Genomic DNA, 22,303 nt, shown 5'->3' with positions numbered 1-22,303 from the left:
GTCATGACGGCGACCCTTGGACAGGGTGGCCGTTCGCGTGCGTGGGCCCGATCAGCTCTTCAACCAGCGCTCGCAACCTGCGGTGCCCTCTGCGGACGCTGCTGCCTTCGCACAGGTCGCGCTCATCTGCGCCTGCAGCCGGCTCAGGCTCTCCGCACCGTGGTGCGCGTGGCTCCACGCCTGCAACGCGGTGCCCAGCCGTTCGAAGCGCTGCCGCGTGCGCTGGTGGTACCCGGCCGGCTGGGCGGCCAGATCGGCAATCACTTCGCCGGTGGCCTGCTCGATGGCGGGTGCATCCTCGGGGGTCAGCCGGAGCAGGCCCTCGACATACAGCACGCCCCACTGCACGCGGGTGGCCGGTCCTTGAGCGCCCTGGTAAGCCTTGTGCAGCCACGAGACCGCAGAAGCCTTGTCGCCGCGTTCTTCGGCCAGCTCCGCCAGTTCCGGCATGTAGTAGTACGGTGTCTGGCTGCGGTCGAGCTCGGCCAGCAACAGCTTCTCAGCCGCGGCGTCGTCCTTGATCTGGCGCAGCACATACACGGCGGTGCTGATGGTCGCCTGGCGCTCGTGCGGCGTAGTCGCGGCGGCATCGGCAGCGGCGACACGCTGCTGTGCTTTCTGCTTCAGGGCAGCCGGAATCTCGCCATCGGGGTGCTGCTGGCGCTGCAGCGTCAGCTCGGTGATGACGGTGCCCAACCGCGCATCGGCTTTGTCACCCAGCGCGTGGTCGGCGGCATCCAGCGCGCCCAGCAAGCGCGTCCCCAACTGCTGCGCCTGGGCCGGGGTGGCACTGGCCAGTTTCACCAGGGCGGGACCCTGGTAGCCCAGCAGGTCACGGTTGGCGCGGACTTCGGCGGGTGCGTCAAGCACAGCCTCCAGGAGGCTGCGCGTCGTTTCGCGTTGTGCGGCTGTCGGCGTCGCGTCCGGCTTGCCCGCACCCAGCGCCAGGAGTGCGAACCGCCGCTGCAGGGCCGGCTCAGGCGCCGCCTTGGCCAACTGCTGCAGCAGTAAGGCGGCATCACGCTCGCCGGCCAGGCGATTGGCATCCACCTCCCAGCCGTAGTCGCCCAGCACGCGCCAGTCCTCCGCGCTGACCTCCTGTGGCGCCGTCAACGCGTGCTGCAGAACCTCGCTGACCGCGGTGCGCCGGCTGACGGCCAGGGTCAGGGCGCGGGTCAGCGCTTCGCTGTCATTGCCGCCGGCCAGGCGGGTGAGTTCATTGCGCTGAGGGTCGAGCACGATGAGCGTCGGGTAGCCGCGCACGCCAAAGCGTTCGCCCCACGCCTGTGCACCCTCCTCATCGCCATCGAGATAGACCGGCACGTACTGGCGCGTGAGTGCGATGAAGGCCGGATCCTTGAACAAGGTGGCCTTGAGCTGGTTGCAGGGCGGGCACCACACGGCACCCCAGTACAGCAGCACCGGTTTGCCGCTGTCGCGTGCCTCGGCAAAGGCATCGTCGACATCGCCGTGGCGCCAGGCAATTTCCGCAGGGGCCTGTGCGGTCGCGGCAGGTGCCACGGTGGCCGCGGGGGAGGGGGCAGGCGAGCAGGCCGGCAGCAGGGCGACGACGCCCAGCAGGCCAAGGGACAGAGCAAAGCGCATTGAGGAATCCAGAAGTGGGCAGGGCAGGAGGCGTGCTTGATTGTAGGAAGCAAGGGAAGTTCCGGCCGGATCGCTCTGATGCGGATTGCTCATGACGGCAGGCCCCGGCGTGATAAGGGCGCATGCAGGCGGCCTGCGCGCTTCGTCCGCATAGCGCTCCCATGCGCCCCGCGCGTTGACGAATGTCATGGTTTGGCCGCGCGCCGATATCGCCATCGGCGAACACGACATAACGCCTGCGCATTTCTGCATTGGGGCGCGAGCGGGGTTAATGAATTGGCTTTCCCCACTACCGATGTAACCACGATGACAACAGCTCGTTCTTCCCTGCGCCCGCACCTGCTGGCGTTGGCGGTGTTGCTTGCCACCGCATCTCCCCTGGTACATGCACAGTCCACCACCGGTGCGATCGCCGGTCAGGCGCCGCCATCGGCGCAGCGTATTTTCGTTCGCAGCGACACGGGTTTCACCCGTGAAGTGGCGGTCGATGCGCGCGGCCGCTACACCATCCCCCAGCTGCCGCTTGGCCGCTACTCAGTGGAGGCACGTGATGCCGACGGCAACGTAGTGCAGACCCGGCAGGACGTTGCGCTGACGGTCGGCACCAGCACCGACGTCTCCTTCGTCGAGGTCACCCGGCTGGATGGCGTCCAGGTCAGTGCCGACCGCGCGGCGGCAGCCATCGATGTCAGCAGCGTCGACTCGCGCACCGTGATCACGGCCGAGCAGCTGCAACGGCTGCCGCTGGGCCGCTCGGCCGAGGCCATTGCCCAGCTCGCGCCCGGCGTGATCGGCAACAGCGGCAACGGCACGTATGCCGGGCCGACCGGCGCCCAGCTGGTGAGCTTTGGCGGTTCGTCCGCCGCAGAGAACGCGTACTACATCAACGGCTTCAACAGTACCGATCCACTGCGCGGCCTGGGCGGCCTGACGCTGCCCTATGGCAGCATCGACCAGCAGGAAATCTATACCGGCGGCTACAGTGCCAAGTACGGCCGCTCCGATGGCGGCGTGATCAACGCCGTCGGCAAGCGTGGCACCAACGAATGGCATTTCGGCGGCCAGGCGACCTGGGAGCCGGCCTCCACACGCTCGGACAAGGATGACGTGCGTTATCCCGGCGACGGTGCGTTGTATGCGCCTGAGAGCAAGGACCGCGAATGGGTCAGCACGCAGAGCATCTACGCCGGTGGTCCCTTGATTGAAGACCGGCTGTTCTTCTTCGGCTCCTACGAGCTGGAGCGACGCGAAGGTACCGACGTCAAGAATGTGGAGGCGACCAATTCCTACTCCAGGTACGAGTACGAACGCCCGCGCTGGTACGCCAAGGTGGACTGGAACATCACCGACAACCACCTGATCGAACTGACCGGCGCCTCCAGCCGCAACGTCTTCCGTGGCGACATCTTCGCCTACGACTACGACACGCTCACCCGCGGCGCCCAGCGCGGCAAGGAAGACACCACCAAAACCGGCGGCGACCTGTGGACGGCCAAGTACACCGGCTATCTGACCGACCGGCTCACCGTGAGCGCGCAGTACGGCGAAATGCGCACGGATGACTACATCGGCAACCCGGCCTACGACGGCAGCCTGACCTACATCAACAGCCCCACGCTGCAGAATCCGGCACTGAACGGTGGTGCGCCGATCACCAATACACAGACGACCTCGCTGCTGGTCAACCCGGACCGCGGCAACCGAAGCAACAACCTGCGCCTCGATGCCAACTACGTCTGGGGCGACCACAGCATCACCGTCGGCATCGACAACCAGAACGCGCGTGCCTTGAACCGCGGCTCGGTGGCCTCGGCCGATGGCTATTACTGGATCTACGGGCAGTCCAACCCGAACGTGCCGATCAATACCGGGCTGGGCGTGCCGGCCACCGGCGGCGTGCGCAATGGCGAAGACGGCTACTACGTGCGCCAGTACATCTACAGTGCGCTGGCCTCGGTGCGTGCGTCGCAGCGGGCGCAGTACATCGAAGACAACTGGCAGGTGACCGATCGCTTGCTGCTCAATCTCGGCCTGCGCCTGGATCAGTTCACCAACTTCAACCGCGATGGCGATGCCTACATCAAGCAGACCAGCGGGCAGTGGGCGCCACGTCTTGGCTTCAGCTGGGACGTCGACGGCGATGGCCGCTTCAAGGTGTTCGGCAACGTAGGGCGCTACTACCTCGCGCTGCCGCTGAACCCGGCGTTCAACGCAGCGGGTGCGACGCTTGCCACCTCGACCTACTACACCTACGGCGGCATCGACAGCAACGGCTATCCGACCGATCTCACCCGGTTCTCCGACGCGGTGTCGGCCAACAACAACTACGGCCTGCTGCCGGATGCGAAGACGGTGGCCACCTCCGGCATCGAGCCGTCCTACCAGGACGAGTTCATCCTCGGCTTCAGCAAGGCACTGGGCCAGAACTGGGTGTACGGGGCCAAGGCGACCTACCGCGTGCTGCGCAGCGGTGTGGACGACTACTGCGATATCGATGCGGTGCTCGGCAAGGCCAGCAGCCTGGGCTACAACGTGACCAAGGACAGCAACCCGGTCAGCTGCTGGCTGATCAACCCCGGGCGCGCCAACACGTTCAACCTCGTGGATACGGGCGGCAATTACGTGACCGTGCCGCTGAGCAACGCGGAAATGGGCTTCCCGCAGTTCAAGCGCAACTACTACGCGGTCAATCTCTCGCTGGAGCATCCGTTTGATGGTCGCTGGTATGCCCGCGGCGACTACACCTGGTCGCGCAGCTACGGCACCACCGAAGGGCAGCTGCTCTCCGGCATCGGCCAGACCGCCGTGTCCACGACCCAGGCGTGGGATTACGCCCAGCTGATGGAGCACACCAACGGACCGCAGAGCAACGATCACACCCATCAGTTCAAGCTGCATGGCTATTACCAGCTGACGCCGGAGTGGCTGGTCTCGGCCAATCTCAAGGTGCTCTCCGGCTCACCGTTCAGTGCGCTTGGCTCGTATGGGCCGGACTTTGAAGACCCTTCCGGCTATGGCATCGCGTATCACTTCTACAACGGCCAGCCGGCGCCTCCGGGCAGCCAGGGGCGCCTGCCGTGGCTGAAGCAGCTGGACCTGGGGGTGTCCTACCGCCCTGCAGTGGCCGAGGGTCGGCTGGGCTTCAACCTGGATGTCTTCAATGTACTCAACAGCCAGGTGGCGCTGTGGAAGTCGCCGTACTCCGAGCTCGATCCGGGCCAGCCCGACCCGCTGTATGGCGCAGCGACCATCCGGCAGGCGCCGCGATCGCTTCGGGTCAGCGTGAGCTACGACTACTGAGGGAGGAGAGCAGGGCGGGCGGGGGAGGCAACCCCCGTCTGCTTGCGATGGCATGGGCGCCTTTCACGGAGAACGTGGCGCGCCGTTAACGGTAGGCGATGCAGTCTGGGGCCATTACCAGTGGAGCCCCTCATGCAGAACCAGATCCGAATCAAGGCAGGGTTGGCCGCGGTCGGTTTGACGATGCTGCTCTGCGCCTGTTCGCCGCAGGGTCGGGGTGATGCCGCTTCGATCGTATCGCCCAGCGGCGCGGACCCGGGGGCAGCGAAAGCCGCCGGTCCCGGACCGGCGTCAACCACGGCCGGGCACCCGTCCCCCGTGTATCAGGAAGGGGGGTCGGGCATCGCGGTTGGACCGGTTGCAGGGGCGCGGGTGGAGCAGGACTTCCAGCGTGACTACCTGGCGTCGCCCACCTGGAAGCTGTTTGCTTCGCCGGACAGCGTGGGCACACCGCTGGTGGCCCTGGTGCTGGAGGGCTCGGATCGTGTTACAGCCGGGGAGTTGCGGATCGGGCGCAGCGAGGATGCCGCGGCGGTCAACGCCTGTCTTGAGCTGCCTGCCGAAGCGACCGGCCCAGCGGCGGCGACCACGGTCGATATCGGCGGTGTGCCGTTCACGCACTTCACCGTGGGTGATGCGGCGATGAGCCACTACGTCAATGCGGAGAGCTATCGCGCGGTACGCGATGGCAGTTGCTATGCCATCGACCTCGTCGTGGCCGGGATCCGACCCGAGGTATACGATCCGCCGAAGGTGCCGCCGTTTACGCAGGCGGACGCGGCGTCACGGTTGGCCGAGGCGTTGAAGGCGGTGTACTGGGCACGTTGACAGCTCACCTGCCGGCTATCGGGATGGAGACGTACCGGCATAGGGTGGAGCATCCCGCGCTATGATCTGGCCGGCGACGGTCCTTCTATATGCAGCCGGTTGGCTTCTGATTGGGCTGCGCGTCCGGGTCGAGACGTATGTCAATCTGCTCGAATCGGCCCTTCAGGGCGAACGCGCCCTCGGGCAGTAGCAGACACCCTTCGACCACCGTCACCTCTCCAAGGGAAGCTGGCCCCGGTGCCTGCAATGTCGTTGCTTCTGGGCGCCAACGCCAGTGCTGGCGATCACGGTCCTGGCTTCCCCAGCGGCAGACCGGCCCCACGTTCGTGCCCCGGCAGACGCTCCAGCCCATGCCGTCCGAGCATGTCCTGGAGGCGTGCGCGTACCTGGTCCCTCTCCGCGGGCGCACATTGATCCAGAATCTCGGCCGCCAGGGTTTCAAACTGCGGCCAGAACTGCGCTGGATGGCGCACGCGCGCCACCCAGTGATCCAGCTTGTCGGCCAGCGACTCCAACTGCACGTGGATCCCGGGGCGCATGCTCATCCCGGAACCGCAGGCAGGTCCAGCGTGACACGGTAGTAATGACCGTCGTCGCGGAGCTGGACGCTGAGGTCCGGCTGCAGGACGTCATCCACATGCAGTGTCGGCTGCCCCTGCGCCGTGCGGGTCACCACGAACTCATACCGGCTGCGGCCGAAGCGGTAGTTAAGTTCGAACGACGGCCAGTGATCGGGCAGGCACGGTTCAAGCGACAGGCGGTCGCCTTCACGGCGGATGCCGAGCAGCGATTCGACCAGCAGGCGATACATCCAGCCGGCCGAACCCGTGTACCACGTCCAGCCGCCGCGACCCACGTGCGGCGACACGGCGTAGACATCGGCAGCCAACACGTAGGGCTCGACGCGATAGGTCTGGACCGCCTCCGGGTCCAGCGCGTGGTTGAGGGGATTGATCATGTCTGCCAACTCCCAGGCACGCGCCGCATCACCCTGCTGTGCAAATGCCATCGCCGCCCACACGGCCGCATGGGTGTACTGGCCGCCATTCTCGCGAACACCGGGTACATACCCACGAATGTAGCCGGGATCCTCCGTGGTCTGGTCGAAGGGAGGATCGAGGAGCTGGATCAACTTGGCGTCCTTTCGCACCAGATGCGTATACAGCGAGTCCAGTGCCTGCGATGCACGCTCCGGCGCGGCAACGCCGGACAGCACCGACCAGCTCTGGGAGATCGAATCGATGCGGCACTCCTGATTTTGTGACGAGCCCAACATGGCGCCGTTGTCGAACCAGGCGCGGCGATACCATGCACCGTCCCATGCATGCTGTTCCAGGTTCTGCCGCAGGCGGTCGGCCTGCTCCTGGCACCACTGCGCGCGGGCGGCATCGCCACGCGCGTTGGCCAGCCCGATGAAGCGACGAAGCGTGTCATGCAGGAAGAAGCCGAGCCACACGCTTTCACCGCGCTGCTGGTCGCCGACGCGGTTCATGCCGTCGTTCCAATCGCCGCTGCCCATCAGCGGAAGCCCACGCTCACCGAGCAGCCGGCACCCGCGCTCCAGCGCGACGACGCAGTGCTCATAGAGAGTGCCGCGCTGTGCCGAAAGGGTCGGCATATCGTAATAGCCTTCCTCCTCCGGTGTCACCGCGCGACCCTCGATGAAGCCAACCACGTCGTCCAACACGCTGGCGTCGCCGGTGACCTCCAGGTAGCGGCAGGCACCCTGGGGCAGCCACAGATAGTCGTCCGAGCAGCGGGTGCGCACGCCCCGACCTTGCGGCGGGTGCCACCAGTGCATCACATCGCCCTCGGTGAACTGATGTGCCGCGCAGAGCAGCAGGTGCTCGCGGGTCAGGTCCGGGCGCGTGTGTATCAGGGCGAGGGCATCCTGCAACTGGTCGCGGAAGCCGAACGCGCCGCCGGACTGATAGTAGCCACTGCGTGCCAGGTAGCGGCAGCCCAGCGTCTGGTACACCAGCCAGCCATTGGCCAATGCGTCGAATGCCGGGTCCGGCGTGCGTACCTGCACCGTGGCCAGCACATTGCGCCAGTGGATGCGCACGGCGTCCAGCGCATCGATGGCTTCCTGATTGCCCTGGCGGCTTCGTGCCAATGCCAGCGTTTCCTCGCGGTCGCGCCCCGCGCCCAGGCGGAACGTGGTTTCACTGCGGTCGCCCGGCGCCAGCTCCAGCGGCACCTGGATTGCCGCGCAGGGATCCATGCCCGCACCGGCCCGTGCATCCAGACGCTCGCGACGCAACGCCGCCGGTGCGTGCAGGCCGCCATTGCGGCCGATGAACTCCAGGCGGTCACAGGTCCAGCCACAGCCCTCGGCATCGGTGTCGAAGAAGGCCATCCGCCCGCCGAACTCGGTGCTGTAGCTGTTGCGCGCCAGCAGCGCCCCGGTGTGCTGATCGCGTTCGGTGACCACGTGCATGCGCGATTTCGGGCGCAGGTCACCCATGACCCATTCGACGTAGCCGATGGCCGACAGCCGCCGTGGCCTACCCGACAGGTTGTGCAACCGCAGGACCGAGAACTTCAGCGCGGCCGTGACATCGACGAAGACCCACAACTCGCTGACGATCCCGTCTTCGACGTGCTCGTAGACCGTGTAGCCGAAGCCATGGCGGGTACGGTACGCCCCGGTGCCCCGGCATGGCAGCGGCATCGGCGACCAGACGCGGCCGGTGTCCTCGTCGCGCACGTAGAAGGCCTCGCCGCCGGTGTCGGACACCGGATCGTTGAGCCACGGCGTCAGGCGGAATTCGTGCGCGTTTTCGAACCACGTGTAGCCCGGTGCACTCTCGCTGACGACCGTGCCCAGGCGGGCGTTGGCGATCACATTGGCCCACGGCGCCGGCGTCGGGGCGCCTTCGCGCAGCACCACGACGTACTCGCGGCCGTCCTCGCTGAAACTGCCGGTACCGTTGTCAAAACTGCCCGCGCCACGGTACGGAAGGAACGGCCACGGGTCGTCCACCTCCTCGTCGTGCTCGACACCCGGGGGCAGTCCAGGTTCGGGTCCCGGGTCTGCGACCACGGGCAGCCCGGGCGTCTCTTCCATCGCCAGTGCCAGCTCCTGCTGCTCCGCCTGCGGCACCAGCGCCGGAATCCGTCGCACTGGCAGCGGCTGGCGCCCCACCTGCGCGGCCAGCGTGCCGTCCTCGTCGCTGAGTACCACCCGTGCTACCGCCTGCAGCAGAACGCGGTCCTCGTGGCTCATGTTCTGCACCGGCCGCACAAAAATGCCGCCGGGGCGATCCAGCAGGCCCGTCTCCGAACTGGCGGCTACCATCCCCAGGATCTGGTCCTGCAGTTCCTGCCGATAGCCAGCCTTGCTGTCGTTCCAGATCACCAGGTCGGTGTTGAGTCCCTTCTGGCGCCAATACGCATGCGCCTGCACCAGCTGCCTGACCAGTTCTATGTTCTCTGCGTCGGTGACTTTGAGCAGGACGATGGGCAGGTCGCCCGAGATGGCATGGCCCCACAGACCGGATTGCCCGCGCTGGTTCTGCTGGAGGACGGCGTCGCCCGCGCGCAGCAGGGGATTGGCATACAGCACGTGGCTGGCCAGGCGCTCGTACAGCGACGCCTCGGCCTGGCTGGCGTTGATCTGCCGGCGCACCACCTGGCTGTGTGTCCAGGAAAGGTCGAAGACACGGTCGGCCAGGCGACGGTCACGGTATTTGTCGACCATCGCCTCGCAACCGGTGCGGTCCGCGCCAATGCCATACACCATGTCCAGCTGCACGGTCTGCTCGGGCTCCAGCACCACGCGGACGCGGATGGCCACGATCGGGTCGAGCACCGAGCCGTCCGTACCGGAGAGGTCGGTATCGGTGGTCAACGCCTGCGGCGTGCGCGGCGTGTTGCCACGCCCCAGGAAGCGCGAACGGTCGGTCTCGTAGGAGATCGACACCACCTCCGCGTCATGCACGGCGACCAGATGGAACATCCACGGTGGCACTTCGTCGTGCGAACGGGGCCGGCGCGTGCAGAGCACGGCCTGCTTGGCGGCCAGGATCTCGCTCTGCACGAAGAGGTTGCTGAAGGCCGGGTGCGCATCGTCGGACGCGGCGGGCGCCAGCACCACTTCGGCATAGGTGGTGATCTCCACCGTGCGCTGGCGGCGGCCGCGGTTGGTCAGGCGCAGGCGCCTGAGCTCGATGTCATCCTCGGCGGAAATGGCGACCTGCAGATGGCTCTCGCAGCCGCGGCGGGCACCGCGGAACTCGGCCTTGGCGTCGGAGAAGATCGCCTCGTAGTGGTCCAGCGCCACGCAGGTGGGCTGGTAGGCGGCAGACCAGAACTCGCCGCTGTCCACGTCGCGCAGGTAGCAGAACGTGCCCCAGGCATCGGTGGTGCCGTCTTCGCGCCAGCGGGTGAGTGACAGATCGCCGTGGCGGCTGTAGCCGCCGCCGGCATGGGTGAGCATGCCGTGGTAGCGGCCGTTGGAGAGCAGCTGCACCTCAGGGCGCGGGCCCGCCGGGTCGCGCAGGACGCGCAGGGAGGTCTCGTGCTCGGCCATGGCCGAATGCTCGCCCAGGGCTTCGACCTCATGCGGATGGAATACGCCGATGCGCGGGATGCGTTCCTGCAGCAGCAGCAAGGTGGCCTGGAACTCGGTATCGGCAACGAAACGGCGCTGCATCGGCTGGTCACGCAACAGGTAGTCCAGCGACAGCAGGCCCATGCCCTGGTGGTGGGCCATGAACGAACGCAACAGAACGTGATCCTGCCCCGGTGGTAGCCGGGCGGGGGTGTAGTCGATCGCCTCGTACATACCGAAGCGGCCGGAGAACCCTGATCCCTCGAGTGCCTGGAGGTTCTGGCACGCCGCCTCCGGTGCCACCATCAAAGCCATCATGCTGGCATAGGGCGCAATCACCCGATCCTGGCCGAGGCCGCGCTTGAGCCCCAACCCGGGCACACCGAACGCGCGGTACTGGTAGTTCAGGCGGGCATCCACAGCGTTATAGCCGGACTCGGACACGCCCCACGGCAGGTTCAAGGTGCGGCCGTAGACGATCTGTGCCTCGACCGCGTGCCGCGCGGTCTGGTCGAGCAGCGTGTCGGGATAGCTGGGCATCACCAGCTGCGGCATGAGGTACTCGAACATCGAGCCACTCCACGACAACAGCGTCGGTGTGCCGTTGACCTCGGTGAGCATCCGCCCGAGCGCAAACCAGCTTTCCTGCGACAACTGGCCCTGGGCGATGGCGACGAAGGCGCACAGTCGCGCTTCGGAGGCCAGCAGGTCGTAGAAGCTGTTGTCCAGGCGATGGTCGTCGACGTTGTAGCCGATCGAGAGCAGGTTACGGGTACGGTAGAACAGGAACCCGTACTCCATCAGTGAGAACTGTCCGGCGCGGTGCGCCAGCGCCTGCACCTGCTCGATGCGCGCCTGTGCGTCCGCACCGGCGGAGCCGGGCAGGGCGGCCAGCTGGCGCAGGCTGGGTACCGGAGCCTCGACGTCTACGCCGACATCGGCAGGGAGGTCGGCGAGTGTTGCGTGGGCGGCATGGCATTCGGCCGCAAACAGGGCCGGCCAGTGCAGCTCCCCTTCCTCGGGCGCCGGTGGTGCCGGCCACTGCGCCAGCACGGCATCGGCCAGACCGGTCAGCTCCTGCAGCCGGTCGAGCAGCTGTGCCGTCCCCCGCGGCGGGTCGGTACGCGTCGAGGCGATCCGCTGGCGAAGGTGCTTGAGCGCCTCGCCCAAGGGCGCGTCAGCGGGGCGATGGCGCTGCCGTTCTTCTTCCAGTACGCCGAGCGTATCGGCCAGGCCATCGAACGTGTGCGGTGCCAGCACCGGCGCGTCCACGAGCGCGAGCAGGCCTTGACGCAGCGTCAGCAAGTGGCCGGCCAGGTTGCCGCTGTCCACGGTGGAGACGTAACGCGGCTGCAGCGGCGCCAGGGTCTCGGTGTCGTACCAGTTCAAGAAGTGGCCGCGATGGCGCGGCAGCTGGTCCAGCGTATCGAAGGTGAGGGCGGTACGTTCCGCGACCGCGCCCAGCTGGAGCCAGCCGAAATCCCATGCCGACAGATTGGCCAGCAGGGAGAGGCCGATGTTGGTCGGCGAGGTGCGCCGCGCCACCACCAGCGTTGGATGCTCCTGGATGTTATCCGGCGGCAGCCAGTGATCCTGCTCGCGCACCCACGCCTGGAAGAACGACCAGGTGCGCCGAGCCAGCCGGCCCAGGAACGCCCGCTGGGTCACGGACAGTTCGGCCACGCTGGCGGCCGGCGGCCGGCCCAGCCACGCCATCAAGGCGGGTGCGAAGACCCACGCCAGCAGCAGGGGCAGGGCGACAGGCAGCGCCTGCGGAGCCACACTCGCCACGACCGCCGCCAGCGCCACCGCCAGCAACGATGCCGGCGCCATCACCCGCCATTCCGCGCCGCGGTCGCTGCCCAGGCGGCGCTCGACTTCGCTGGAGGGGTTCCACTGCAGCAGGTGGCGGCGGGTGACGGTCATGCGCCAGAGCGTGCGCAGCACGGCGCCACCTGCGAGCAACGCTTCGTAAGGCAAACACGCGACCTGGGTGGCCGCGCGCAGCAACGACTGCAGCGTGCCGCGCCCAACCATGATGTAGTGCGCTTCCAGCGGGGTGTCGTCCGGAACGCTCAGCGCATCGCGCAGCATGCCGATCAGCGGCGGCGCGAACCACAGTGCCAGCACCCAGGCGGTCCACGCAGCCGGGCTTTCGGCATACAGCCAACCCGCCACAAGCAAGGCCAAGGCAGCGATCGGCACCAGGCTCCGGCGCAGGTTGTCCAGCAACTTGCCGCGCGACAGCAGGCTGAGCCGGTTGCGTTCCCATCCCGATCCCGGGCGCGGGGTCCATGGCATCAACCAGGGCAACAGCTGCCAGTCGCCGCGGATCCAGCGCGCACGGCGCTTGGCATCGGCGGCGTAGCGCTCCGGATAGTCCTCGTACAGGCGCACATCGCTGACCAGGCCGGCGCGTGCATAGCAGCCTTCCAGCAGGTCGTGGCTGAGGATGCGGTTCTCGGGCAGGCGGCCCTCCAGCGCATGCTCGAACGCTTCGACGTCATAAATGCCCTTGCCGACGAACGAGCCCTCGTCGAACAGGTCCTGGTAGACATCCGAGACCATGCGCGAGTACGGATCGATGCCGGGCTCGCTGCCGAACATCCGGGCAAACCGCGAGGTGCGGCGCGTGCCCAGACTGGTGCCGACGCTGGGCTGCAGAATGCCGTAGCCCTCCACCACACGTTGCAGCGCCGGATCGAAGCGCGGGCGGTTGAGCGGGTGCGCCAGGGTGGCGACGAAGGCGCGTGCGGCATCCCGCGGAAGCTGCGTGTCCGAATCCAGGGTGATGACGTAGCGAACGCCGATCAGGGCCGCCGCATCCCCTACGATGCGCATGAACGCGGCCGCATCGCCCTGGCGGAGCAGGGCATTGAGCGCTGCCAGCTTGCCGCGCTTGCGCTCGTGTCCCATCCACACCCCTTCGCCCGGGTTCCATTGCCTGGGACGGTGCAGCAGGTAGAAGCGGTCGCCGCGCTCAGCCGCATAGCGACGGTTCAATTCCTCGATGCGCTCCACGGCGTGCGCGAGCAGGGTGTCGTCCGTCGGCGTCTCGGCGGCCGCGGCATCGAGAAAGTCCGTCAGCAGCACAAAGCGCAGCTGAGGGTCGCGGTTGGCCAGGAAGCGGACCTCCAGTGCTTCGGTCAGGACATCGATGCCGTCGATGCTGGACAACATCGAGGGGACCGCGACCACGGTGGAGCAGGCGGGCGGGATACCTTCGCTGAAATCGAGTTTGGGAAGCGGCCTGGGGGTGACCAGTACCGTTGCCGTCCAGTTCACCAGGACGATGCCCAGCTCGCTGAACACCAGCAGCCCGAACAGCGCGGCCAGCCAGACGGGCACCGAGCCACTGCCCGAGGCCAGCAGGCCAGCGGTGGCCACCACCGCCAGCAGGGCGATGGGCAGCAGGTACAGGGCAAGGGGCACGCGATGCGCCAGCCGCCGTGCCTTGCGGTGGCGCGGCGCTGCCTCGGCCACGGCGTCAACGGTGGCGCTCACGCCTTCGCCGACGAGCCAGTAGCCCACGTGCATGCGCGGCCCATCGACTGGTGTGGCCGCCCGCGCCAGGTCCAGCGCGATGGTAGCCACGCGCTCTTCGGCGACGCGGCTGCCACGGGCGATCTTCTCCACCACGTGCCGGTAGGCGTCGCGGGTGCCGAAATCCATCTGCGCATATACGGCCATCGGGTCTTCCCGCAGCCGCTGCTCGACCACACTCATGTCTTCGACAAAGGTGCGCCAATCCATGGTGGAGAGGAAGCGCAGGCTGCCGATGCTGTTGCCGATGGAGACTTGGTCGGCCGCCTGCTGCTGCCCTTCGGCGGCGACCAGTTCGTCGATGCGCTGCCCGGCCGCGGCGGCCCACTGTTCCAGCCAGGCGATGGGCATGGCCCACGCGCCGCCGCGCCCCTGCAACGAGCGGGTCAGCTCGGCGATGAAGGCGCCGGTCAAGGGCGGCTCGGAGCGTGCCATGTCGGCCACCACGAGCACGACATCGGTCGGGGTGTCGGAGGCCGCGCGGTTGAGGTTGTCCGCCCATTGGGCAGCCAGGCCACGGTCCGTCCCGTCGCGCATCACCCGTGCCGCCATCCGCCGCAGGTTCTCCAGCAGGGCCAGGCGCAGCATGATCGGAACGGCCCACAGCTCGCCCAGGCTCAGCGGCGCGAGCGACTGGTACGAGGCGATGAAGCGGCCCAGGGTATCGGCGTCAATGCGGCCATCGCCGTGCGCGATGGCCTGCATCGACAGCTCATACACGCGCGGCAACCCGGCCGACGGACCGGCGACCAGCGACGGCAGCTGCCGGCTGTAGCCGCGCGGCAGGTGGCGTCGCGCGGTCTGGATTTGTTCTTCGATCAGGTAGTAGTTGTCGAGCAGCCATTCCCCGGCCGGGGTGACCGGCCGCTGCTCGCGTACCACGTTGCTGAGCAGGGTGTTGGCGTCTTCCAGCACACGCTCATTGGCCTGCAGGCGATCGAGCAGGCGCTCTGCGCCCGGTCGCATCCGCACCCGATGCTGGCGCGCCAGTACGCGGCCGTATGCCTCCATCTGTTCAACGCTGTACAGCGCCGCACGCAGTGGGACCTCGGTGGCTTCGATGGCCGGGACCGAGGCCTGGCGCTCACGCCAGCGCCAACGGACAAGACGACGCAGACGGAGCCAACGACCAAAAAGACGGCGAAAGTGGGGCATAGGTTACCGAGGGGGGCAGGTCGCGTCCTTGCATAGTTGCATTCGGGGTGGCGTGGTAGCTGTGAAGGCGGGGAGAGAGAGAAGGGGGCTCCGGTGGTCGCGGCGCAACCTCAGGCCGTCGGTACAGTGCCGCCGTCGATCGTGTACTCGGCACCGGAGATGGATGCCGCCCGAGGCGAGACGAGGAATGCAATCAGATCGGCTACCTCAGCCGGCGTGGCCGGGCGCCCCAGCGGAATGCCGCCCAGCCCCTGCATGACCTGCTGCTTGGCACCCTCATAGTCGGTGCCTGCATTGGCTGCAATCCGCTCCACGAAGGCGATCGCAGCATCTGTCTCTATCCAGCCCGGTGACACGCGGACCACGCGCACTCCCTTGGGTGTGACTTCCTTGGAGAGAGCCTTGCTGTAGGTAGACAACGCCGCCTTCGCAGCGGCATAGGCAGTCGTGGCGTCGTGCAGCGGGAGTACGCGCTGGATCGACGTCACATGCAGGATCACCCCCGAGCCTTGGTCGATCATGGCGGGCAAGCAGGTGCGGTCCATCCGGACCGCCGACATCAAATTCAGTTCGAGTGCCTTCGCCCACTCCGCATCGTCCAGACGAGCGAAGCCTCCTGCCGGTGCCGACGACCCGCCCACCACGTTGATCAGGATGTCGAGGGCGCCGAGATGATGCAGGGCTGCCTCCGATGCGAGTTGTACGCCTTCGGCGGTAGCGAGATCGGCCGCCACGTAGAGCACGCCATCGACCGGGTGCTTCGGCGCCGACAGTGCTGTGGCCACTACCCGGGCACCCAGCGTGGACAAGAGATCGGCGACTGCCACGCCCAGGCCGCGGGCAGAGAAGGACCACCTATTAGCGATACTTGTCGACGGTAGGGAAGCTCGATGCGGATGGCCTGTTGGCAAGCAGCCGCACCTTTGAACTAATGTAGACGTCGGGCGGGAACAACGGCGCCGACGCTCCCAAACGACCATCCTTAGTCGGAGTTTAAGCTCAGCCTCAGTCAGGTGGCGGCCCGCGCAACAAACTATCGAAGATTGCCTCCAAGTTGCTCCTGTTGCCGTTGGTTGCAATTTCCCCTTGTATCTCAACGAAAGGAAGGTGCGCCACCTTATGGGCCACAGTCAACCAGTCGCCTCGGATCTCCTTCATTGTTTCTTTATCACCAAGCGCTGACTGCAACTCAGTTCCCAAACCGAAGCGACGTGCAACTTGGCGTACGCGCTCCTCATTTTCTGCGGAGACTCGATGTTCCAGCCCTGCCTCCAAGAGCGCCTGCGCGACCGTCGCTCCCTCTCCCCGTGTGTTGGCGATTGAATAGAGAGCCAGTGCATCAGGCTGCATGGATGGAGAGACGATGTAGTGAACCGTAACGTTCAAGGCATTGCCATAGCGTCGCTTCAAAGCCGGCAATGTCTCTAGGCTAAAGTGCTGGCAAGCAGGGCACATGAAGTCTTCGTATACTTCTACTGTGACTACGTCAAGCTGTTTTGGCCTGAGGTCGACGACGGCAGCGTAGTCGCCCGCTACTCCCTTTCCACCTACAGTTCCAACACCGCTGCCGCATGAACTGAGTGCAAGCGTCAGCGCAGCGATGAACCCGGTGCGTATCACCATACTTACTCCACCTTCATGCTTCATGTTGCTTCTCGGAAATTGTCAAAGATCACCCCCGTGCGGATGGAACCTCAAAAGCAACGGGAACATGCAAGCGCGCATCCGCCACGAGCGCGTCAGCGGCTGCGCTAAGCTCGCCAACATCCAACAGCGGAAACTCAACATCATGGGCGTAGACCTGCCGGGCGAACTGCCAGTAGACGATGCTCTCACCCATGACTGACTCGTAGTACCTGAAAACTTGGAGCATCGTTCTGTAATTCAGGAGATCAGCGTCCACATCCCCTTCATTATAGAAAGGGAGGCAAGGCTCAATACAGGGGCCCATCTTGGTGGCGAAAGCCATGCCGATCCCAACCGGCGTGCACACGACCGGCAAAATCCTTGCATTCGTTTTCCTCGCCAACACTGCAGTACCAAGCATGATGTTGATTGCCCGGCCGCAGAACGGGATCTGAAATGTATCCAATTCGTTCTTGAAAACGTCGGGCATGATGATCACCACCGCGCCGCTCTGAAGTGCCCGCAGCGCCTTTCCCATCCCAGCCCTGTTGTCGTAAAGAATGTGCACGTGCGATTGCGGGTCGTTCAGCCACACCCGCTTGCAAAGACCATCGAACACTTCATTGCCTGGATGTGTTGCCGGGTCTCCATAGAAGATATAGATGTCGCGCGAAGACCTCACGCGCTCGATGAGTGACACAATGGAATTGATGTAAAGGCCATGATGCGGCAACGCAAGTATGATGCCGCGATCATTCAACAAGGCCGTATCCAACGAATCGTAGTTGGTTCTGTCAAGTGATGAGGTCATCTTGAGCACGCTCTCCTTGGTGACACTTTTCCAGATTGAGCTGATAACCTTTTTCTGGAAGTACCAGTGGTAGAACTTGCCAAAGCGGCCATTGGACCGCTCGCAGGCTATACGAAGGGCGCGATAGTCGCGCTCTGTCAACGGTGTTTCTAGATAGCGCTCAAGCCAGCGATATCGGCGATTCACAAAAATGATGGGGGCCATAGCGGCAACGAAATAGGACGGTAGAAACATCTCAGCGGCCTACCTCTATCAATCGATTCGTGACATCACTGATCTGCGTGAGGGTTGCACGACCAGCGTCATCGATGGGCCGATCTCCATACAGATGGTAGATGGCCGATTGGAAATACTTGGCTCTTAACCTTGCCTCGCGTACTCGACCTAAAAGCGTGCGCTCTGACTGTCGTTCGCTGGCAAGCCAAGCCTCTCCAAGCCTGCCTGCCTGAACGAAGTAGCGCTTTAGGAATGAGACCGCGACTTCAATCGCGCCAGGTGGCGAGATGGAAACCATTTTTCCGTCTTCTACCATCCTGAGTGTGTAGCCGTACTTGGAGAAAAGCACAGGCTCCAGTCCAGAGAGAAACTCGGGACCATCGTCAGACACTACAGAGATCGTAGCTACGTCAGGTCCGAGCAACTGATCGCTGCAGATGATTACAAACGGGTAGCGCCCCGGCGTCTCTCTTAGGCTCTGTAGCAGCTCGATTGGAGCGATAGATCCAGTAACTTCAGGCGCAACCAGCGGCAGTTCCGGATGCAGTTCGAGCATTTCACCTATGCCGTTGATGGCCGCGCGAGTGGACGGGGCAAGATAGACGGCAGGAGCGGCATGCGAATCTGCGAGATGGGCTTCGATTGCGCCAAACAAAACACGGGAATGAACATGTTCTTGATGGTCCACTTTTCATCCTTGTTGGATCAACATCCCTGGGCAAAGCGGCCGGCTCTGGGATAGGGCGGCGTTGCCATCATCGTGAGGCAACGCCGCTACTGCAATTACTGCGGAACGCAGTCGTTACCATTCGAACCACAGCAGTCGCTGCAGAAATCCTTCCGAGTGCCGCGCGGACCGACAAAGTTAAACGCCGAGACAATCTTCTCCGCGATCTGAGCGCTGGCCTCCAAGACCTCCTCAATGGCGCTCGACTGATTAAGCATTGCGGTGTTGGTATTCATGCAGTTCATCTCCTTATTGATTAGCACAATACCTGAACGTCCGTTCAGGTCATTGAAATATAGAGAGATGCTCTAGACATAGCAATGCCCCGTTGACCAATTTGCGACGAATTCCTCCGAACCTATAGGCCCAAGATCAACACAGGCGGGCTTTCCGGCCGATCTGGTCTCGGCTTATCAGCAGTGGCCATTGAGAAGCCAAGCCCCACAAGGCCATTCTCCCTGATCGCCGGATCCGGTGACATCAATTCTTACGGGCGGACCTCACCGAGGGGTTAGGCCACTCCAGTCCTTCTCCGACCTTGGGGTAATTGATCTGGTTTCAGTTTCAGGCGCCGCGTACGTCTCGGAACCCGTACGGTCTGGCGAGCTTGATCAGAACAAAGCGCGGGAACCGAACTGACGGCTCTCGCAACCCATTGTAGCCGAAGGCGTTTCACCACTTCGGTATGCCCATTGTCGCTTTACGGCCGCCTGGTAAGGAGCAAGAACGTCAAGAGGAGGGGATGGATCATCGCCGTGATCACCACTGCGCCTAATCAGCTCAGCGTCATCTGACTCTGTCGACCGGCGCCTTCTAACAGGCTTATGCCTAGCCCTGCGTGCTTAGACCTAACGCTCGGAAAATAGCTGCGATACTGCAAAGCCCTCCGATTGCAGCTTCTCAGCAAGCCCAGAATTCTCGATCAGACTCCTTGCCGGGAGCGTGGTGAACACCACATCGTGCTGCGAAAGCGCTTGGTGTACCGCGCTCAGCCAAGCCGCATCCACCATTGCATAAGGATTGTCTACGCCTCCGCTCCTGGCAATAGCTTCGTTTGTCAGGCGCGCCCAGCAACCATCAATCGGCTGGTAGCTCCGTTCGGCGTCCCGATAGCGACGGACGTCGCCGACAGCCCACGCCTCTGCAGCAGCCGTTGAATGCTCGACGTAGCCATCCAGCCCTTCCAACGTCTTTTCCAGGCACCCCACATCGGCAGCTCGCGGGATATCAAATTCCTTGAGGGTTCTACGAAGGTTCTCGTTAGGAAGGCTGTAGCGAGCGTCTACCCTCTTCAAACCAGCATTTTTGGTGGCCTGAGCGATAACCTGACCGAGCATAGGGCTATCCGTCAATCCGCTTTGCTTGAGCGCCGCACTGTACAGTTCGTATGCTGCATACATTGGGCGCTGCTTCTCGACGCCGGCGTCTCTTCCGAGGTATTTGGCCTTAAGTTGCTGCCACTTGTCATATATATCAGAGGGGACAACCTCCTTCAGCGATTGACCGCCGTCATTCCTTCGTGCATTGCGGATGCTCGATGCGAGCGTCAGCCCACGGAGCAGGCTCACACCGTCTCCGGTCCGCAGCCCAGGCCCGGTCAAAACAACGTCAGACTTGGCGATGTACTCGCTTATCAACCCTGTATCAAGAACTCCGGACTCGGGCAGCGGCAATTGCGTGCCGAGTACGATTAGCTGCTTCTGCCCTTTGCTGAAACGCCAAAGTGGGGGGGACTTCACCCCGACACTCACCGGAGGAAGATCCTGCGTCAGCCCTGGAGCGGCGAACTCTACCGCTCCAGCAGCAGGCGAAGCCACCACCGCAGAAGTGACCATTACCGCGAAGATTGATCGAACGCTCATCGCCATCAGAAGTCCACTGCCAAAATACTGAAGATTGTCCTGCCACTCCACTATCGCTTAATCTGCCATCAGGCTACAAGTCGTGCCACTTTGCACCGCGGTGCAGCAATGGAGATTCATGGACGATCCTGCACCTGTGATTCTTGCCCCGTCAACTGCCCCCCGAGTGCGGACCGGCGGAGCATGGCACAGTCTTCGGCGCTCCATCAAAGCCCACCCCGTGCTGTTGGCTTGCTGGGTATTGAGCCTCTTGATCTCATGCGGTTCGATGTTAGCGCTCCCGTTGATTGTCGCAAGAACTGTCGACTCCGTCCGTCTCGGTGACCAAGCGTTCATCGTCTTGGCCATCATTGGGACGGTGTTGGCCGTGAGTACAGCGGGCCGGTTCTATTCCGTCACCATGATTGGCGAATACGCTGCCGCAGATTTAAAGAGCGCCTTGCTGGCGCACCTGTTACGGATGGATGGCCACTTCTACGACAACATTAAGATGGGGGAGCTAACTTCTCGCATGACAACAGATGTGGGGACGGTGCGCTTCGCTGTCGGCGGGGCTGGCTCAATTGCCATTCGATGTGTGGTCACCGGTTTTGGTGCTACGGCGATGCTGATCATCAGCCATGCGCAGCTCGCTCTGTATGTGCTCTTGATTGCGCCCGCGGCCGGCGCTATGACTGCGGTTGGCGCGCGTTCGATTAGAAGCGGTGCACTTCAACTCCATCAGCTGCTAGCGGAGGCCTTCGCTCTGGCAGGCGAGCGTCTTTCAGCCACCCATGTTGTAAGGGCCTTCGGACGAGAATCATATGAGGCAGCTTTTTTTCACAGATCACTGCATCGCGTGACCGTAGCTGCGCGAAACCTCGCTGCCAGGAACGCTGTCCTTCAAGGCGTGAATCTCTTGGCACTTGGGCTGGGCATTACCCTGACCCTACGGCACGGCGCACTTCTAGTGGCGTCCGGCGAAATGAGTCAGGGCGCGCTTGCGCAGTTCGGGCTTTATGTTGGCGTGCTTCTGATGGCCGCCATTGAAGCCTCTCACGCATACGCCGTGCTACAGAGGGCTAGGAGCGCGCTTGAACATATCGACGCAGTGCTGAAATTGCCCACACCGCCTGAGACCTTAAGTGAAGTCACACGCCTGCCATCGCCTCCAGAAGTAATTTTTTCGGACGTCAGTTTCAGCCACCACGGGACCGGGAAACAACTTACCCTTGACAGAGTCAGCTTCCAAGCGCCGCCCGGAAAGATCACTGCACTTATAGGTCCCTCAGGCTCTGGAAAGTCCACGATACTCTCCCTTGTTCAGCGCTTCTATCCTCCTGCAGCAGGCCTGATTCACATAGGCACACACAAGCTTCAGGATGAGCCAACTTCAAGCACCCGTTCACTCGTTTCGGTTGTTCCGCAATTTCCTACTATTTTCAGGATGACTGCAGCCGAGAACATTGGCTATGGCAACCAAGCCGCTACGCGCACCGATATCATCCGCGCTGCGACACTAGCAGGCGCAGCTCCGTTCATTGACGCCTTGCCTGACGGTTATGACACCATTCTTGGCCCCTCCCGGCAGCCATTATCGGTTGGGCAGGCCCATCGCCTTGCTATAGCACGCGCTCTTGTCTCTGGAAAGCCGTTGCTTCTACTGGATGAACCTACCTCAGCACTCGATGCTCAATCCGAAATTTCAGTCGTATGCGCGCTTCGCAGCATCGCCGCTACCTGTACCGTAATCCTCGCGACCCACCGGTCTTCGGTAATGATGTTAGCTGACCATCTAGTTCTACTTGAGCATGGCCGTGTGGTTGCACAGGGAAATCACACGGCCTTGCTGGCCTTTTCGCAATACCAACAGATAGTAGACGACAATGCTTGAGTGGGCCGGAGCAGGGAGCCATCTTCAGCAGGACGTTGGATAAGGAAGATCTATTGGGTGGTAGGGCAGGGAGTGGCTGCATTGGACCCGGGGCGTTCAGTCAAGATCGTTTCGCAATCTGGCATTAGTTGCTTGTGAATGCCAAACGCGAGCGCAACGTGGCAGGGTATGGGGAAGACAACGTTGTGGTACAGGATATCCT

General features: G+C 63.9%; 12 protein-coding genes. 3 read left to right on the top strand and 9 right to left on the bottom strand.

The annotated features are described in order from the left end of the window. Positions 1–51: 51 nt before the first annotated feature. Entirely contained in the window at positions 52–1,605 is a 1,554-nt protein-coding gene (locus tag AC13F7_RS17740; RefSeq protein ID WP_483002508.1) for a thioredoxin family protein, read from the bottom strand. A gap of 306 nt (positions 1,606–1,911) precedes the next feature. On the opposite strand from AC13F7_RS17740, the gene AC13F7_RS17735 reads away from it, so the two are divergent. Continuing rightward, complete coding sequence (locus AC13F7_RS17735; protein WP_483002507.1) at positions 1,912–4,905, top strand: TonB-dependent receptor; 2,994 nt, start codon at positions 1,912–1,914, stop codon at positions 4,903–4,905. A gap of 132 nt (positions 4,906–5,037) precedes the next feature. Then, complete coding sequence (locus tag AC13F7_RS17730) at positions 5,038–5,733, top strand: hypothetical protein (protein ID WP_483002506.1); 696 nt, start codon at positions 5,038–5,040, stop codon at positions 5,731–5,733. A 284-nt stretch (positions 5,734–6,017) separates the two neighbouring features. Here AC13F7_RS17730 and AC13F7_RS17725 read toward each other — a convergent pair whose 3' ends face one another. The 8 genes from AC13F7_RS17725 to AC13F7_RS17690 form a co-directional block, all read right to left on the bottom strand. Then, positions 6,018–6,278: a hypothetical protein gene (locus AC13F7_RS17725; RefSeq protein WP_483002505.1), complete on the bottom strand. Its 261-nt coding sequence runs from the start codon at positions 6,276–6,278 to the stop codon at positions 6,018–6,020. Continuing rightward, on the bottom strand, positions 6,275–14,986 hold the full coding sequence (locus tag AC13F7_RS17720) for a GH36-type glycosyl hydrolase domain-containing protein (RefSeq protein ID WP_483002504.1): 8,712 nt from the start codon (positions 14,984–14,986) through the stop codon (positions 6,275–6,277). The genes AC13F7_RS17725 and AC13F7_RS17720 overlap by 4 nt, the downstream gene beginning before the upstream one ends. Positions 14,987–15,096: 110 nt before the next feature. Then, positions 15,097–15,852 carry an SDR family oxidoreductase gene (locus AC13F7_RS17715; RefSeq protein WP_483002544.1) on the bottom strand — a complete coding sequence of 252 codons (756 nt, stop codon included), beginning with the start codon at positions 15,850–15,852 and terminating at the stop codon, positions 15,097–15,099. A gap of 139 nt (positions 15,853–15,991) precedes the next feature. Next, positions 15,992–16,633, bottom strand: coding sequence for a DsbA family protein (locus AC13F7_RS17710; protein WP_483002503.1), 642 nt, complete (start codon positions 16,631–16,633; stop codon positions 15,992–15,994). A gap of 25 nt (positions 16,634–16,658) precedes the next feature. After that, positions 16,659–17,657: an LpxL/LpxP family acyltransferase gene (locus AC13F7_RS17705; RefSeq protein WP_483002502.1), complete on the bottom strand. Its 999-nt coding sequence runs from the start codon at positions 17,655–17,657 to the stop codon at positions 16,659–16,661. 1 nt (position 17,658) lies between these two features. Further along, positions 17,659–18,327 carry a hypothetical protein gene (locus tag AC13F7_RS17700; protein WP_483002501.1) on the bottom strand — a complete coding sequence of 223 codons (669 nt, stop codon included), beginning with the start codon at positions 18,325–18,327 and terminating at the stop codon, positions 17,659–17,661. Positions 18,328–18,422: 95 nt separating this feature from the next. Continuing rightward, entirely contained in the window at positions 18,423–18,602 is a 180-nt protein-coding gene (locus AC13F7_RS17695) for a hypothetical protein (RefSeq protein WP_483002500.1), read from the bottom strand. 612 nt (positions 18,603–19,214) lie between these two features. Then, entirely contained in the window at positions 19,215–20,279 is a 1,065-nt protein-coding gene (locus tag AC13F7_RS17690; protein ID WP_483002499.1) for a TraB/GumN family protein, read from the bottom strand. A gap of 67 nt (positions 20,280–20,346) precedes the next feature. Here AC13F7_RS17690 and AC13F7_RS17685 point away from each other — a divergent pair, with 67 nt between their 5' ends. After that, positions 20,347–22,101 (top strand): ABC transporter ATP-binding protein, encoded by a 1,755-nt coding sequence (locus AC13F7_RS17685; RefSeq protein WP_483002498.1) that lies wholly within the window; start codon positions 20,347–20,349, stop codon positions 22,099–22,101. The last annotated feature ends 202 nt before the right edge of the window (positions 22,102–22,303 follow it).

This window comes from Stenotrophomonas sp. K-6 (genome assembly GCF_056861555.1).
Note: the sequence above shows the minus strand (reverse complement) of the source record. Positions and strands in the feature narration are given on the sequence as shown.

Bases quoted from the DNA above. Each gene is read 5' to 3' on its own strand.
- AC13F7_RS17740 (WP_483002508.1), bottom strand. From the start codon at position 1,605: ATGCGCTTTGCTCTGTCCCTTGGCCTGCTGGGCGTCGTCGCCCTGCTG.
- AC13F7_RS17735 (WP_483002507.1), top strand. From the start codon at position 1,912: ATGACAACAGCTCGTTCTTCCCTGCGCCCGCACCTGCTGGCGTTGGCG.
- AC13F7_RS17730 (WP_483002506.1), top strand. From the start codon at position 5,038: ATGCAGAACCAGATCCGAATCAAGGCAGGGTTGGCCGCGGTCGGTTTG.
- AC13F7_RS17720 (WP_483002504.1), bottom strand. From the start codon at position 14,986: ATGCCCCACTTTCGCCGTCTTTTTGGTCGTTGGCTCCGTCTGCGTCGT.
- AC13F7_RS17710 (WP_483002503.1), bottom strand. From the start codon at position 16,633: ATGAAGCATGAAGGTGGAGTAAGTATGGTGATACGCACCGGGTTCATC.
- AC13F7_RS17705 (WP_483002502.1), bottom strand. From the start codon at position 17,657: ATGTTTCTACCGTCCTATTTCGTTGCCGCTATGGCCCCCATCATTTTT.
- AC13F7_RS17685 (WP_483002498.1), top strand. From the start codon at position 20,347: ATGGACGATCCTGCACCTGTGATTCTTGCCCCGTCAACTGCCCCCCGA.
- AC13F7_RS17695 (WP_483002500.1), bottom strand. From the start codon at position 18,602: ATGAATACCAACACCGCAATGCTTAATCAGTCGAGCGCCATTGAGGAG.
- AC13F7_RS17725 (WP_483002505.1), bottom strand. From the start codon at position 6,278: ATGAGCATGCGCCCCGGGATCCACGTGCAGTTGGAGTCGCTGGCCGAC.